The following is a 13,942-nucleotide window of genomic DNA, read 5'->3' as shown; positions in this document are numbered from 1 at the left end:
ATTTCTGGAAGAATTTCTCCCTAATGGTGGGCATTGCCCACCCTCCGGTGACTGAATCCTGTTTGATGACCCCCGGTTCAGCAGGGCGCTCGTGCGCCCCTACGGTTTGGCCGTTTGAGAATCAGGGTTGTGCAATTCGGATTTGGTATTAGGCGTTTGAACCCAGCTAAACAGACTCTTTTCTTTAGCAGCCTGCTCTGCGGCGACATCGGCATCAGCAAACTGGGTGAGCAATTCTGGTGTGGGCACGCAAATCCAGAGGGCTTGGGGCAAGGCCTCAATGATGACCGGGGTTGTGCCGATATAGTCGCCATCGGCATGCACGTCTAGGGCCGGGTAGCTGTGCACGGCAACGGCAGAGGTTTGATAGAGTTTGAGGCGCTCGTGGGGCAGTTGCTTGCTCCGCATAGCAGCAAAAAACTGGCGGAGATGATCCCACTTGGAGGGCTTGTCGATATAGATCAAATCGAGTTTGCCATCGTTCATTTTGGCCTCGGGGGCCAAGGCAAATTCAACCCCGTAGCGAGGGCTATTGCAGATATTGACTTGCAGCGTGCGCAACCGCACCTTATGACCGTCGAAGCGCAAAACTAATCGATGCTGCTTAAACTGCAAAAACATGACCATGCCTAGAAAAAAGTTTTTCAAGGCTGTCCAATAATTGTTTTTGATCCCGTCTTTTACTTTGTCGCCGCGAGGAAACAGAGAGGCTTCTAGGCCAACGCCAACGACTTCCATAAAGTAGTGGTTGTTGGCTCTGCCCAGGTCAAACTGGCGATGACATCCCTCCGTCAGCACCCGAATAGCCTGGGTTGTGTCTACCGGAATGTTGAGGCTAGCGGCGATGTTATTGCGGGTGCCTTGGGGAATGATGCCTAGAACGGTCTGAGTGTGCGCTAGACCTCGGGCGACGGCTTCAATGGTGCCATCGCCCCCAGCCACCATCACTAGGGGAGTCCTGGCCTGGGCGGCGGCGGCGGCTAGGCCTTGGCCATTTTCGTCAGGGGTTGTGGTACGGATCTCGGCAAACAAGCCTTGATCATGCAAAGCCTGTTCGAGATTGGCCACCAGCTGATCGTCTTCGTCGGGGCCAGAGACTGGGTTGACAATCAGCAGCGGAGGTACGGAGGAGACAGAGGATCCGTTTTGGTTGGTTTGCATAGGGCCCTTTAGCGGTGTTGAGGGGCAATTTGAGTAGACAGTCTACCCCTAACGTTAAGGGGCGGCAGAGAACTCTGCCCCCTTCAAAAAGGGAGAGGTTTTGAGCAAACCCATTTCTTCATTCCTAGGCCAGATTGAAGTGCTCCATATGAACATGGGTGACGGGTACCTCAAGCTCAAACAGGCCACGTTCTGTGGCTTCCATCATCACATCGGCGGCGCAGATGAAGTATTGGCGACTGCCCCTATGGATGGGAATGTGACGCTCTAGCAAGTCTTTGTCGACATAGCCAGTTTCACCCTCCCAGTCGTCGTCGGCCTTGCGCGGCACGTAGACAATGGTGAGATCGAGGTTGTCTTTGAGGGCTTCTAGATCTTCTCGATAGGTGAAGTCGTCCCAACTGGGGGCGGAGTAGATCAGCAGGAAGGGGCGATCGTCCTGACGTTCGCTGGCGGTGAGCAGCATGCTGTACATCGGGGTAATGCCTACCCCGCCTGCAATTAGCACAAACCCAGCGGTATCCCAGTAGCGCTCGGTGGTAAACACCCCGTAGGGGCCATCGAGGTAGGCTTTGGTGCCGGGCTTGACGTCTTTGATGCGCTTGGTAAAGTCGCCTAGGGCTTTGATGCCAAACTCGATGCGATCGCTCCGGTCGGCATTGGACGACATGGAAAAAGGATGTTCGCGCATGTTCAGCGGCGTCACCCCAAGGGTGAGCCAGGCAAACTGCCCCGGTTCAAAGGTAAAGCCCTCATGGCCGTGGGGGCGTAGCGCCAGAGTCCACACGTCGCCTCGCTGCTGAATCACCTCTTCAACCAGGTAGGGGCGCTTGGTCATAATCCAGGGCTTGACTACGCGCACGTAGAGAATGAGCCACAGGGCCACGGCCATAAACCCTGACCACAGCACAATCTGCCAAAACAGGCCGAGGTAAAAGCCAACGCCAATGGCGTGGCCAAACCCTAGGCCTACTGCCAGCACTGCCAAAATGGAATGAGCCGCCCGCCAGGGCTCGTAGGGAATCTTGAGCGGTTTGCGCCAAATAGTTGTCACCACCATGACGAGAAAGGCCAGCACGCTCATCACCGCTAAGCGCGCCCGCCACGGGGCTTCAGGGAAGTTGAGTAATTGCAGGGTGTCGGGTCGGGCAATGAACAGAATGATCGGGTGAATCACCACCAGACCAAAAGCCACGATAGAGGTGTAGCGGTGAAACTGAATCAGAATGTCGATGCCGTAGGAGGCTTCAATGCGGTTGACCCGCGCCGACAGCACAAACTGTAAGGCCATCAGCGCTAGGCCAATAAAGCCCAGCGCTACCGAAAACTCTGTCCAAAAGCCACGGGCGGCGGGGGCCGGGTGCAGTAGCACCCCTGCCATGGGCAGCAGAATGATGGCCAGGTAGGCCACAATCCACAGAGCAGCCAGGGCAATGGGGCTTTGCATAAATAGACGGCGCATAGTCAAGCTCCAAAGATGGTCTTAAGTGTAAGGAGATTTCTATAAAAGAAGATCCCCGCTTTACGGCGACTGTAGCCACCGTAGCGATTATCTTCTTTGTCAAGCTCATCCTGCTATGCGATTAGCCTCGGCGGGATGGCAGCGGAAATCAAGCCAGGAGCCCTGCCTGCATCAGACAGAGTCTTGCTGTTCCTTATGTGGCGGCGGGCAGGGAGCAAGCCGGAGCCTGCCAGAGGGTGTCATGTTCTACCATGGCATTGAGAATAATCACCAGTTTGTGCATGCAGGCCACCAGGGCAACCTTTTTGAGTTTTCCCCGCTGCAGCAGGCGCTGGTAGTAATCGCGAATGACCGGATTATGGCGAGTGGCGACTAACGCGGCCATGTAGAGGCCTGTGCGCACGGTGGCTCGACCGCCGCTAATCATCCGCTTACCCCGCATCTGGCCGCTATCGCGGTTGAACGGGGCGAGGCCACACAAGCTGGCTAGGCGCTTCGCTGAGATCTGTCCTAACTCGGGGAGTGAGGCCAAGAGGAGCCCCGTCGTCACAGCCCCAATACCCGGCACACTGGTGAGGATCTCGCGGGTGCGCTGCCACTGATCGCTCTGGGCGATGAGCTGCTCAATCTGGGTATCGAGGTCTTGGATCTGTTGCTTGAGCCAGTCAATATGCTGCTCAATGCTCTGACCCGTCCTGGCTCGTGCTGAGCGTTGCCGGGCTTTTTCGGCACTCATCATCTCGACGAGTTGCTGCCGTCGCGTGACGAGGTCTTGAAGGTGTTGACTGGCCTCACTCGCCATCGCCCGTACCTCTGGACGGATGGCATCGGCAAAGTGAGCCAACACCTCGGCATCAATTTTGTCTGTTTTAGCCATGCGCCCCGTGGCCCGGGCAAAATCACGCACTTGACGTGGATTCACCACAACGGCGGGCCAGCCCTCCGCCATCAACGTTCGCGCCGCCAGGGCTTGATAGCCCCCGGTCGCTTCCAGCACAATCAGACTCGTCTCGCGACGAAACGCCGTTAACGCCTGTAGCAACTCTCTTAAACCAGAGTCACTGTTGGCCACCTGAACGCTTAATCCAAGTGGACGGACGTACACATCTAAGGTGCGCTTGGATACGTCAATGCCAACCCATTGATGCGCTTGTGATAGTTCAGTCATGGTTGTATCCACCCGTGTAGGAGGTTAATCTGACATCACTCGTCCTTGCTCGATACGGAGTCTAAGCTCCTGGCGATTTTGCGAGTTAACTTCAGAGGTGTGCAGCGACCCATGCTACGTTCGGTTTTGGACAACCTAGGGTGGGACGGTCTGCCACACACCTCTAAAGATACAAGGGTGGGCACTGCCCACCATTGAGGAGAAAGTTTGCCAAAAGTCGCCAGGTCGAGGTCGAGGTAGGCAAGAGATCGGGTAGACATCACTCACTGGCAGCTAGGGTTAAGCCCCAAAGCGATGGGTGGGCAGGCCAGGGACTGGGGCCGCGATCGCAAACAGGTCGCCCGAGTAAAATCCCTGCTGAATCTCCTGCTGGCTCAGCCCTACAGAGGCCGTGGTGACGTAGAGGGTCTGGTGGTTGGGGCCGCCAAAGCTGGGGCAGGTAGGGCGTGGTACCGGCAATGTTACCCGACCTAACGATTCTCCGGTGGGGCTAAAGCAGGCTACACACCCACCATCCCATAGGGCAGTCCAAATATTGCCATCGGTGTCGATCGCTAGACCGTCGGGTTCGATCGCCTCGTCGGCGTCGCTCAGGTCAATGGCGACGGTGCGATCGCTGATCTCCCCCGTGGCCCCATCAAACCGGTAGGCGTAGATTTGGCGCTGGGGCGAATCGGTTAAATAGAATGTGCTGCCGTCGGGGCTCCAGCCCAGCCCGTTAGAAATGGTCAACCCCGTTTCCATGGTGTGCACTGAACCGTCGGGATCATAGCGGTAGAGGGCTGCTTGGCCAGGATGCTCTGGGCTCATGGACCCAATCCAAAACCGACCCTGGGGATCGCACTTGCCGTCGTTAAAGCGGGTGCCGGGGGGCTCAAAGTCGAAGGTGTGCAGGGTCTCGACCGTCCCCGAGCTGAGATCTAGCTGACCCAGGCGGTTGCCCAAAGCCACCAGCAGGCGATCGCCTGCCATCAACGCCAGGGCGCTGCCCACATCGCCTACATCCCAGTGGCAATCGTCGCCGCTACTGGGCTCAAAAATATGGACGCGGTGGTTGAGAATATCTACCCAGTAGAGCGCCTGCTTGGTGTCGTCCCACAGGGGGCCTTCCCCCAACCGGGCGCGGGCGTGAAGCACGTTTTGGGCCGATAGCTCGGCTAAAGTCGCAGTAGGCATGGCAAATTTCACCGATAGCGGTTAACAGCAGGGTCCCATAGCCGGGCGCGAGACATCCCTATCTAAAGATAGAGGCCAGAGGGGGTGCCAGCCGCACCGTGACGGCCCTGAGCATGGGGCCTAGGGGAAAGACCAATGGTTAACCTGCGTTGCTAAAGCCCCGCTGCCTGACGAAGGGCCTCGGTCTGGTCAATCTGCTCCTGGCTAAACCCAGCTTGCTCTAGATGATCTAAATAGTCGCGGCGGGTGTAGCGGCGATCGAGGCTCAAGGCCTGGCGGTAGTTGGCGATCGCCTCAGCCCGAAAGTCAATGCTTGTCTCTAGGCTTGTTTCTGGGCCTACCTCTGGGGAGCGATCGCGGCCCGACCAGTAGGCCAGCGCCAGCGCCACCCAGGGGTGGGGGTTGCCCGGCTCTAGCTCGGTAGCGGTTTGGGCCTCGGCAATAGCTTGCTCGATCTGCCCCAGCCGTTGGTAGGCCAGACTGAGGTTGTAGTGGGCAATTTCGTTGCCGGGCTGAAGGGTAGCGGCACGACGGTGGGTGTCTACCGCTGCCTCTAGCTGGCCATCGACTAAATAGACAATTCCCAGTGCATTGAGGGCAGGCACGTGGTCGGGGTTGTGGGTGAGCGCTGTTTGCAACGCCGCCGTCGCCGGGGCCGCGTACCCAGCCAAATGCTGAGTCCAGCCCAGCAAGACCTGGCCCTCGGTGTGGCGCGGGTCTAGGGCCGTGGCGATCTTCAGGGTGGCGATCGCCCGCTCCAGATCTCCCTGCTGCCGAAAGGCCAACCCCTGCTGCCGGTAGCGCGATGCCGCCTGAGCATCTACTAAAAACGGTGGATAGGCGAGCTGCTCCAGCGCCGCTGTTGAAAGGGGAGCCCGCTGCCATGGCACTGCCATCTCCCGCTGGCAACTGACCAGCGCCAACGCTGCACAAACGATCCAACTAGAGGCTTGCCCCATTGAGCATGTTTCCTGAGTTTGGGAGAGAGCGGCCTAGCCTAATACTGTATCTGCTCTGGTCGCAACGGTTTGGGGTAACTATTTTTCAGAGAGTTCTCTGTGAACTTTTTGGAATTACTGCTTCATGGCATATCAATGCCGATCCTATAAATTTTCACAAAAAAAGCTCTCTCAGTCACCCCAGCAGGTAGATGCAGCGCCGCCATCCGTTACCGTTTACCTTTTGCTCTAGAATCTTGTCAGACGAACCGGCCCTAAGTTCACATTCCTCAACGGCACCCTATGGCTACTGGATATCTCGCGCTTGTACTCCATGCCCATTTGCCCTACGTGCGTCACCCCGAGAGTGACTACGTTCTAGAGGAAGAGTGGCTCTACGAGGCGATCATCGAAACTTACGTGCCGCTGCTGTCGATGTTTGAGGGGCTCAAGCGCGACGGGGTCGACTTTAAGCTCACCATGAGCATGACCCCCCCCCTGGTCTCGATGCTACAAGACCCGCTGCTGCAAGAGCGCTTCGACGCCCACCTGGCCATGCTCGAAGAGCTCACTGAGCTAGAGGTCGAGCGCCATGTCCACAACGGCCATTTGCAATACCTCGCAGAAACCTACGCCCAAGAGTTTAACCACGTGCGCCAGGTGTGGGAGAGCTACAGCGGCAACCTGGTCACCGCTTTTAAGCAATACCAAGACAGCAACAACCTCGACATCATCACTTGCGGGGCCACCCACGGCTACCTGCCGCTGATGAAAATGTATCCTGAGGCTGTGTGGGCGCAAATCCAAGTCGCCGCCGAGCACTACGAAGACACCTTTGGCCGCCCTCCCAAGGGTATTTGGCTACCCGAGTGCGCCTACTACGAAGGGCTAGAGCGCATGGTGGCCGACGCTGGCCTGCGCTACTTCCTCACCGATGGCCACGGCATTCTCTACGCCCGCCCCCGGCCCCGGTTTGGTAGCTACGCCCCGATCTTTACCGAGAGCGGTGTGGCCGCCTTTGGCCGCGACCACGAGTCGTCGCAGCAGGTGTGGTCGTCGCAGGTGGGCTACCCCGGTGCCCCCGAGTACCGCGAGTTTTACCGCGACCTGGGCTGGGATGCCGAGTACGAATACATTAAGCCCTACATCATGCCCAACGGCCAGCGCAAAAATGTGGGCATCAAGTATCACAAAATTACCGGCAAGGGCCTGGGCCTCTCTGACAAGCAGCTCTACGACCCCTACTGGGCCAAAGAAAAAGCTGCCGAGCACGCCGCCAACTTTATGTACAACCGCGAGCAGCAGATCGGCCATCTGCACGGCCTGATGCAGCGCCCGCCGATTATTGTGTCTCCCTACGATGCCGAGCTGTTTGGCCACTGGTGGTACGAAGGCCCCTGGTTCCTCGATTATCTCTTCCGCAAGAGCTGGTTTGACCAAAACACCTACGAGATGACCCACCTGAGCGACTACCTCCAGGGCCATCCCACCCAGCAGGTTTGCCGCCCCTCCCAGTCGAGCTGGGGCTACAAGGGCTTCCACGAATACTGGCTGAACGAAACTAACTCGTGGATCTACCCCCACTTGCACAAAGCTGCCGAGCGCATGATCGACCTGGCCAAGCGCGAACCTGCTGATGAGCTAGAGTGGCGCGCCCTCAACCAGGCGGCGCGAGAACTGCTGCTGGCGCAGTCGTCTGACTGGGCGTTCATTATGCGGACGGGGACGATGGTGCCCTACGCGGTGCGCCGCACCCGCACCCACCTGATGCGCTTTCAAAAGCTGTGGGATGACATTCTGCGCGAAAAGATCGACTCGGGCTGGCTAGAGAAGATTGAGGTGGTAGACAACATCTTCCCCAAGATCAACTACCGCGTTTATCGCCCCCTGTAGAAGATCCAAAGAAAAGAGAAGAGACCTCCGAGTTTTTTTAAAACTCGGAGGTCTCTTCTCTTTAAGTGTCTGACCTCACTTGATGAAATACCTCCAAAGGCAGCTCTTGAGGACAAAGCCATGGCTCTCAACAATAGGTCAGACTTGAAAAGTCAACGACCAACCTCAAAACTACAGTTGGCATGGCAGGTTATTCTGCGAAGCACTGTAATAGGGTTGATGTCAGGGTCCATACTGGGCGTTCTTTTGGGCTTGCCCCTGCTTCTCTCTATCGGGACAGGAATAGTCGGTGCTGGCTTAGGCTTAGGGCTGGGGCTTATTAACGGGTTACTTTTGAGCGCTATAACCTGCCTGTTTTTTTACCCACTCAGGTCAGTTTGGCTCTATCGTCTCATCGCCAAGGTTATGGGTGCTTTGCTAGCCGGGGGCGGAGCCGCAGTTTTTGGACCTTGGTATTTTGCGTCGCGATCAATGACCCCGAGTACAGCCGTTTTCATCGGCTTTAGCTCTGTGATGGCGTCTATTGTTGCTGGCTGGGCCGGAGGACTAGCGGGGCAAAACCTTGCCCAGTGGTATGAACAAAAGAGCGTAACCGCTCAGCGGCAACCAACAACTAGACCAAATTTGTCTAGAGGCAACCTTTTTCAGACGCTAGATCGATATCTGGGCACTGTTTTATTGTCACAAAAGGCAGGTTGGGTCAGTGTTGCTATCTGCTCATTCTTCAGCTTTTTCCTCGGAAACTGGGTTCTGCGGTTTCTAGTCTGCGGAGGGCTAGCTACAGCTGTGTCTTCTTGTCTCCCATCGCCTCGCCTGTATACCTCAGTCATAGAAGGCTTTAAGGTTGCTCTTCCTATTACCTTTGTAGTCGTATTGATAGTGGTACTTCTGCAACGTCGATATACAAGGCGTTTATAGTCGCTGTCAAAGCGAGGGTCAAGACTGTGGATGGGTATATCGCTGCCCAAAACTCAGTCACACGGAACGGCTATCCTACAAGACTCGCTGCATCTGGGCATTCTAGATGCTATAGAACTCTGTCGCATGCATGGTCATCAACTCTGGGCAAACGCTGCGTTTTGGCATTGGGGCAATGCGTTTTGGCATTGGGGCAATTGTGTTGGGCCTGGTTGAGGTCTGCGGGGCGATCGCAAGCCCAGTACAGGCTCAAGATGGAGCGATCGCACCACCTCCCGCCTATTGGGATGCCGTCGAAGATGCCAGAACCCCAGAGCCCGACGAAGTATTTAGAAATCTCACTGCTATTACCCGCCACAACCGTGCCCTCCGCTGGGATCAGCAGGGCCAGGTGTTAGTCGCCACCTGGGCCGACTGGGTGGGCTACAGCCAAAACGTGGGAAGTCGGCTGATTGCAACCCGCGATATTTGGGTGACAGCGGTCCCCGATTTGCAGAGTTTTTGCCGGGCCTATACCCCCAACGCCGAGGTTCCCCTAGCGGCCCGATTGCTCCAGTTGCTCGGGCTGCCGCCCGAACCGGTGGCCCAGACAGCCCAGCGCCAGGTGGTTGAGATCTGGGTTGACCCGCAGTTTCTCTTTCGCCCTAGCCCCGACCCCGAAATTACCGACCATGAGGCGGAGTTGAGCTTTCGCGCTGCCAGTGAATTTGTGGCGGTGCCGACCAGCTATCAGCACTGGTTCTATGCCCAGTACGACCAGCGCTACCAGTACCAGGGCCAGCCGATCGCCCGCCAAACCCCCAATGCTCGGCCCTACCCCTGGACCCAGCTGGGCTATACCTACGACTGGGGCGATCGCGCTGACTGGGCTACCCTCGATCGCGATCGCCCAGCCCATGTGGGCCTGAGTGAGTTTGTGGTGCGCCAGTGGTCGCCGATCGCCGTTGAGGCGGTGCAGCCCGTTGACGATTACTGTCGCTGAGAGGCTAACTCCTCAGCATGACTTCCCCACCCTGCATCGTGTTCGCAACTGCAATTTTCTAGAAGCCTGCTGAAGTGCAGTTATGGTTTGGGCTGATTGCTGTGTTTGCCGCGTAGAATTACGCTGATATTTTGGTGAATCTGCCAGGTTTTGCGGTTAAATGGGTCAAAACTAGGGATCAGCTAACTCTGATCTTAGCGGTGCTGGGTTCCGTTACTGCTCTGCCCACCTGTGGCTGATGAAACTACACAGTCCGTTATACTATGTGATGATTCTTGCACCCTTGAGTTTTACAGCTTTTTGTCCCTTCTAGATTAGGGTGCGCCTATGTCAACTCCTTGGACGGTTCTAGTCATTGCTGACACGCAGGAGCAGGCCAACCCCTACAGCCATCAGTTACAGCAAGATGGGACTGTGGCCTACAACATTTTGCTGGAGCCGTACAACAGTGCAGCGTCATTTTTGCCCCAAACCCTCTCGGTCGATGGCATTTTGCTGGGGCTGAGTTGGTCTCAGTCTGACAGCCTGGCGTTGCTGCGGCAGTTAAAAGCGCAAATGGGCGATCGCTGCCCGCCCATCGTCATTGTTGACAGCGGCAATACCAAGACTGCTGTGCAGGCCATTAAACATGGTGCTGCCGACTATCTGGTGAGAGACCAGACTACCCCCGACGACTTGCGCTTGGCGATGCGAAGCGCCATCGAAAATGCTGAATTACGGCAGGCCTTGCACCGCAGCCAAGCGCAGTTTCAAACCTCCGTCGAGAACATGCTGGACTGTTTCGGCATTTTTTCAGCGCTGCGCGATGGAGCGGGCCAGATTGTTGACTTTCGGATCGATTATTTAAACGGGGCGGCTTGCGACAGCAACCAAATGCCCAGGTCTATGCAGATTGGGCGGGGGCTGTGTGAAGTGCTGCCCGGCCACCGAGAGTCTGGGCTGTTTGAAGAATATTGTCGGGTTGTGGAGACGGGCGAGCCGCTGGTCAAAGACTCGCTGATTTATGACGATGCCTATGGCGATCGCCGCTTAATTCGGGCTTTCGATCTGCGGGCCACTCGGCTAAACGATGGCTTTGTGGCCTCTTGGCGCGATGTCACCGAGCGCTGCCAGATTGAGCACGACTTGCAGCGTGCCCTCTCTGCCCTGCAAGCCAGTCAGCAGCAGAGTCGTGATCTGGCAGAGGCGATGCCGCAGATTGTCTGGACAGCGGATGCAGCGGGGGCGGTCAACTACTGGAACCAGCGCTGGTACGACTACACCGGGCTGGGGGAAGCCGAGTCCTTTGGTTTGGCGGGGGTGCAGGCCGTGCAGGCCGATCAGCGGCAGCGCACCCTCGATGCCTGGAGTCAGGCGATCGCCAGCGGTGAAACGTTTGAAATTGAGCACCAAATTCGGGGGCGGGAGGGCGAGTATCGCTGGTTTATCAACCGCGCCGTACCCACCCAAAATAGCCAAGGCCAGATCACGGGTTGGATTGGCACCATTACCGATATTGACGGCCAAAAGCAGACTGAAATTGCGCTGCAACAGCAGCAAAACCGATTGAACCTGGCGATGAAAGCCGCCAAAATGGGGAGCTGGGACTGGAATATTCAGGCGGGACAGGTTCACTGGTCCACCAACCTGGAGCACCTGTTTGGCATGGCAGCCGGTAGCTTCGATGGTCGGCTTGAAACCGTCAAGGCTATGATTCATCCTGAAGATTTGCCTAAGGTTGAGCAGGCGATCGATCGCGCTGTTTACGGGCGAGATGACTACAACATTGAGTTTCGCTTTATCAAGCCCGACGGCACCGTGTGTTGGGTGCTCAGCATGGGGAGAGTGTTTTATGACGCCAGCGACACCCCGCTGATGATGGCAGGGATCGATCGCGATATTTCAGCGCGCAAAGCTGTAGAAGCTGCCCTTCGCCTGTCTGAGGAGCGCTATCGCACGCTGTTTGAGTCGATGCATGAAGGCTTTTGCGTAGTCGAAATGCTGTTTGACCAGCACGATGTTCCCATTGACTACCGCTTTTTAGAAGTCAATGCTGTCTTTGAGCAGCAGACCGGGCTAGTTAACGCGGTCGGTCAAACCGCTCGCCAGCTGCTGCCCGACCTAGAGCCCCACTGGTTTGAGATTTATGGCAGAGTTGCCCTGACTGGCGAACCGGCCCGGTTTGAGAACGGGTCTGTCGTGATGCGACGGTGGTTTGAGGTTTCTGCTTTTCGGATTGGCCCCCCAGAAGGGCGAACCGTCGCCATTTTGTTCAAAGAAGTCAGCGAACGTAAGCAGGCTGAGCTCAGTCTGCAAGAGAGTGAAGCCCGATTTCGCACCCTGGCCGACAACATTGCCCCCCTGGCCTGGATGGCCAATGAACTGGGCTGGATTTTTTGGTACAACCAGCGCTGGTTTGACTACACGGGCACCACCCTAGAGGCGATGCAGGGCGATGGCTGGCGGGCGGTGCATCACCCCGACCATGTCGATCGCGTGGTTGAGAAAATCAATCGGTGCTTTCAAACCGGCGAAATTTGGGAGGATAGTTTTCCGCTCCGGGGACGGGATGGGGACTATCGCTGGTTCCTCTCCCGCGCCATTCCGGTGCGCGATGAGCAGGGCAACGTGTTTCGCTGGTTGGGCACCAACACCGACATTACCGATCGCCAGCTGGCCGAGAACGCCCTGCGCCAGAGTGAAGAACGCTATCGATACCTGGTAGAAACTATTCCGCAGCTGGTGTGGACGGCCAGTAGCGACGGCACGTTGCTGGATGTGAATGAACGCTGGGTGGCCTTTACGGGGTTGACGCTCGAACAGGCTCGCGCCGCTGGTTGGGAGCAGATTGTGCACCCCGATGATTTGACTGAAATGGGGCAACGATGGAGTGCTGCGGTCAGTCTTGGTACTCCCTATCAAGCCGAAGGGCGAATACGACGGGCCGATGGCACCTATCATTGGCACCTGCACCAGGCTATTCCCCAGCAGAATGAGCAAGGGCAAATTACTAAATGGTTTGGCACCGCCACCGATATCGAAGTTCAGAAGCAGCTAGAGCACGATCGCGATCGCTTGCTTCAGCAAGAGCAAGGGGCACGGCACGCTGCTGAGCGCGCCAACCGCATCAAAGACGAATTTCTAGCTATCCTTTCCCACGAACTGCGATCGCCCCTCAACCCAATTTTGGGGTGGGCCAAGCTATTGCAGATGCACAAGCTGGATGAGGCCAAAACGGCAGCCGGTCTGGCCACCATCGAACGCAACGCCAAACTCCAGGCGCAGTTGATTGACGATCTGCTCGATGTCGCCAAGATTTTGCGCGGCAAACTCAGCCTGACGATGGCGGCGGTTGATCTAGCGGCTGTGGTGGAAGCGGCGATCGACACCGTTAGACCGATGGTTGCCGCTAAAGCGATCGGGCTGAATGCGGTACTTCCCAATATAGGTCAGGTTTCTGGAGATGCCGCCCGCCTCCAGCAAGTGGTGTGGAATCTGTTGTCCAACGCGATTAAGTTTTCGCCCACCAACGGGCAGGTCGAGATTCGGCTGACCGAGGTAGATGGCTCTGCCGAAATCACGGTGCGCGATTGGGGCAAGGGCATTAACCCCGACTTTCTGCCCTACATGTTTGAATCCTTCCGCCAGGAGGATGGATCGACCACGCGCACCTATGGGGGCCTGGGCTTGGGTCTGGCCATTGTGCGTGAGTTGGTCGAAGCCCACCGGGGCCTTGTCACCGCAGAAAGCCCTGGAGAACAATTGGGGGCCACCTTTACGGTGCGGTTGCCGTTAATTCAGGGGGTACCCACAGCGCTATCAGTCGATGAGTTGCCCGCCCCGGCTCTAGATCTCACCGGAACTCGCGTGCTGGCCGTAGACGATGACCCCGACAGCCGGGAGCTGTTGACCACGATTTTGACCCAGTATGGGGCTGAGGTGCTGACGGTGACCTCGGCGGCGGCTGTGCTAGAAAACCTGTCCTCTTTTCAGCCGGATGTATTGGTCAGCGACATCGGCATGCCCAACGTCGATGGCTACAGCCTGCTGCGCCAGATTCGAGCCTTGCCGCCTGCCCAGGGCGGGCAGACCCCTGCGGTGGCGCTAACCGCCTACGCCCGCGAGGATGATCGGCGGCGGGCGATCGCCAGTGGTTTTCAGCACCATGTCACCAAGCCGCTAGAACCCAAGCGATTGGTGCAGGCGGTGATTACGCTGACCCGCCAGCGCCCCACCCTGGCCCCAGGGCCTGAGTGAGAGAATAG

At 57.2% G+C, this 13,942-nt stretch carries 8 protein-coding genes; 3 read left to right on the top strand and 5 right to left on the bottom strand.

The window, feature by feature from the left end:
• Window positions 1-99: 99 nt before the first annotated feature.
• The 5 genes from RRF56_RS13550 to RRF56_RS13530 form a co-directional block, all read right to left on the bottom strand.
• Window positions 100-1,161 (bottom strand): diacylglycerol/lipid kinase family protein, encoded by a 1,062-nt coding sequence (locus RRF56_RS13550; protein WP_317038171.1) that lies wholly within the window; start codon window positions 1,159-1,161, stop codon window positions 100-102.
• A 124-nt stretch (window positions 1,162-1,285) separates the two neighbouring features.
• On the bottom strand, window positions 1,286-2,623 hold the full coding sequence (locus RRF56_RS13545) for a ferric reductase-like transmembrane domain-containing protein (RefSeq protein ID WP_317038170.1): 1,338 nt from the start codon (window positions 2,621-2,623) through the stop codon (window positions 1,286-1,288).
• A 193-nt stretch (window positions 2,624-2,816) separates the two neighbouring features.
• Window positions 2,817-3,791 carry an IS110 family transposase gene (locus tag RRF56_RS13540; protein ID WP_317033747.1) on the bottom strand — a complete coding sequence of 325 codons (975 nt, stop codon included), beginning with the start codon at window positions 3,789-3,791 and terminating at the stop codon, window positions 2,817-2,819.
• Window positions 3,792-4,070: 279 nt separating this feature from the next.
• Window positions 4,071-4,967: an SMP-30/gluconolactonase/LRE family protein gene (locus RRF56_RS13535; protein WP_317038169.1), complete on the bottom strand. Its 897-nt coding sequence runs from the start codon at window positions 4,965-4,967 to the stop codon at window positions 4,071-4,073.
• A gap of 152 nt (window positions 4,968-5,119) precedes the next feature.
• On the bottom strand, window positions 5,120-5,926 hold the full coding sequence (locus RRF56_RS13530) for a tetratricopeptide repeat protein (RefSeq protein ID WP_317038168.1): 807 nt from the start codon (window positions 5,924-5,926) through the stop codon (window positions 5,120-5,122).
• 282 nt (window positions 5,927-6,208) lie between these two features.
• Between RRF56_RS13530 and RRF56_RS13525 the strand changes: the two genes are divergently transcribed.
• The 3 genes from RRF56_RS13525 (at window position 6,209) to RRF56_RS13515 (ending at window position 13,934) form a co-directional block, all read left to right on the top strand.
• Entirely contained in the window at window positions 6,209-7,798 is a 1,590-nt protein-coding gene (locus RRF56_RS13525; protein ID WP_317038167.1) for a glycoside hydrolase family 57 protein, read from the top strand.
• A 1,048-nt stretch (window positions 7,799-8,846) separates the two neighbouring features.
• Entirely contained in the window at window positions 8,847-9,698 is an 852-nt protein-coding gene (locus tag RRF56_RS13520) for a hypothetical protein (RefSeq protein ID WP_317038166.1), read from the top strand.
• Window positions 9,699-10,025: 327 nt separating this feature from the next.
• Window positions 10,026-13,934 (top strand): PAS domain-containing protein, encoded by a 3,909-nt coding sequence (locus RRF56_RS13515; RefSeq protein ID WP_317038165.1) that lies wholly within the window; start codon window positions 10,026-10,028, stop codon window positions 13,932-13,934.
• The last annotated feature ends 8 nt before the right edge of the window (window positions 13,935-13,942 follow it).

Source organism: Nodosilinea sp. E11, from assembly GCF_032813545.1.
Classification (GTDB): domain Bacteria; phylum Cyanobacteriota; class Cyanobacteriia; order Phormidesmidales; family Phormidesmidaceae; genus Nodosilinea.
Note: the sequence above shows the minus strand (reverse complement) of the source record. Positions and strands in the feature narration are given on the sequence as shown.

What these genes read in the sequence shown, in the direction of transcription:
- RRF56_RS13515 (WP_317038165.1), top strand. Translation starts at nt 10,026, where the DNA reads ATGTCAACTCCTTGGACGGTTCTAGTCATTGCTGACACGCAGGAGCAG.
- RRF56_RS13535 (WP_317038169.1), bottom strand. Translation starts at nt 4,967, where the DNA reads ATGCCTACTGCGACTTTAGCCGAGCTATCGGCCCAAAACGTGCTTCAC.
- RRF56_RS13520 (WP_317038166.1), top strand. Translation starts at nt 8,847, where the DNA reads ATGGTCATCAACTCTGGGCAAACGCTGCGTTTTGGCATTGGGGCAATG.
- RRF56_RS13550 (WP_317038171.1), bottom strand. Translation starts at nt 1,161, where the DNA reads ATGCAAACCAACCAAAACGGATCCTCTGTCTCCTCCGTACCTCCGCTG.
- RRF56_RS13545 (WP_317038170.1), bottom strand. Translation starts at nt 2,623, where the DNA reads ATGCGCCGTCTATTTATGCAAAGCCCCATTGCCCTGGCTGCTCTGTGG.
- RRF56_RS13540 (WP_317033747.1), bottom strand. Translation starts at nt 3,791, where the DNA reads ATGACTGAACTATCACAAGCGCATCAATGGGTTGGCATTGACGTATCC.
- RRF56_RS13525 (WP_317038167.1), top strand. Translation starts at nt 6,209, where the DNA reads ATGGCTACTGGATATCTCGCGCTTGTACTCCATGCCCATTTGCCCTAC.
- RRF56_RS13530 (WP_317038168.1), bottom strand. Translation starts at nt 5,926, where the DNA reads ATGGGGCAAGCCTCTAGTTGGATCGTTTGTGCAGCGTTGGCGCTGGTC.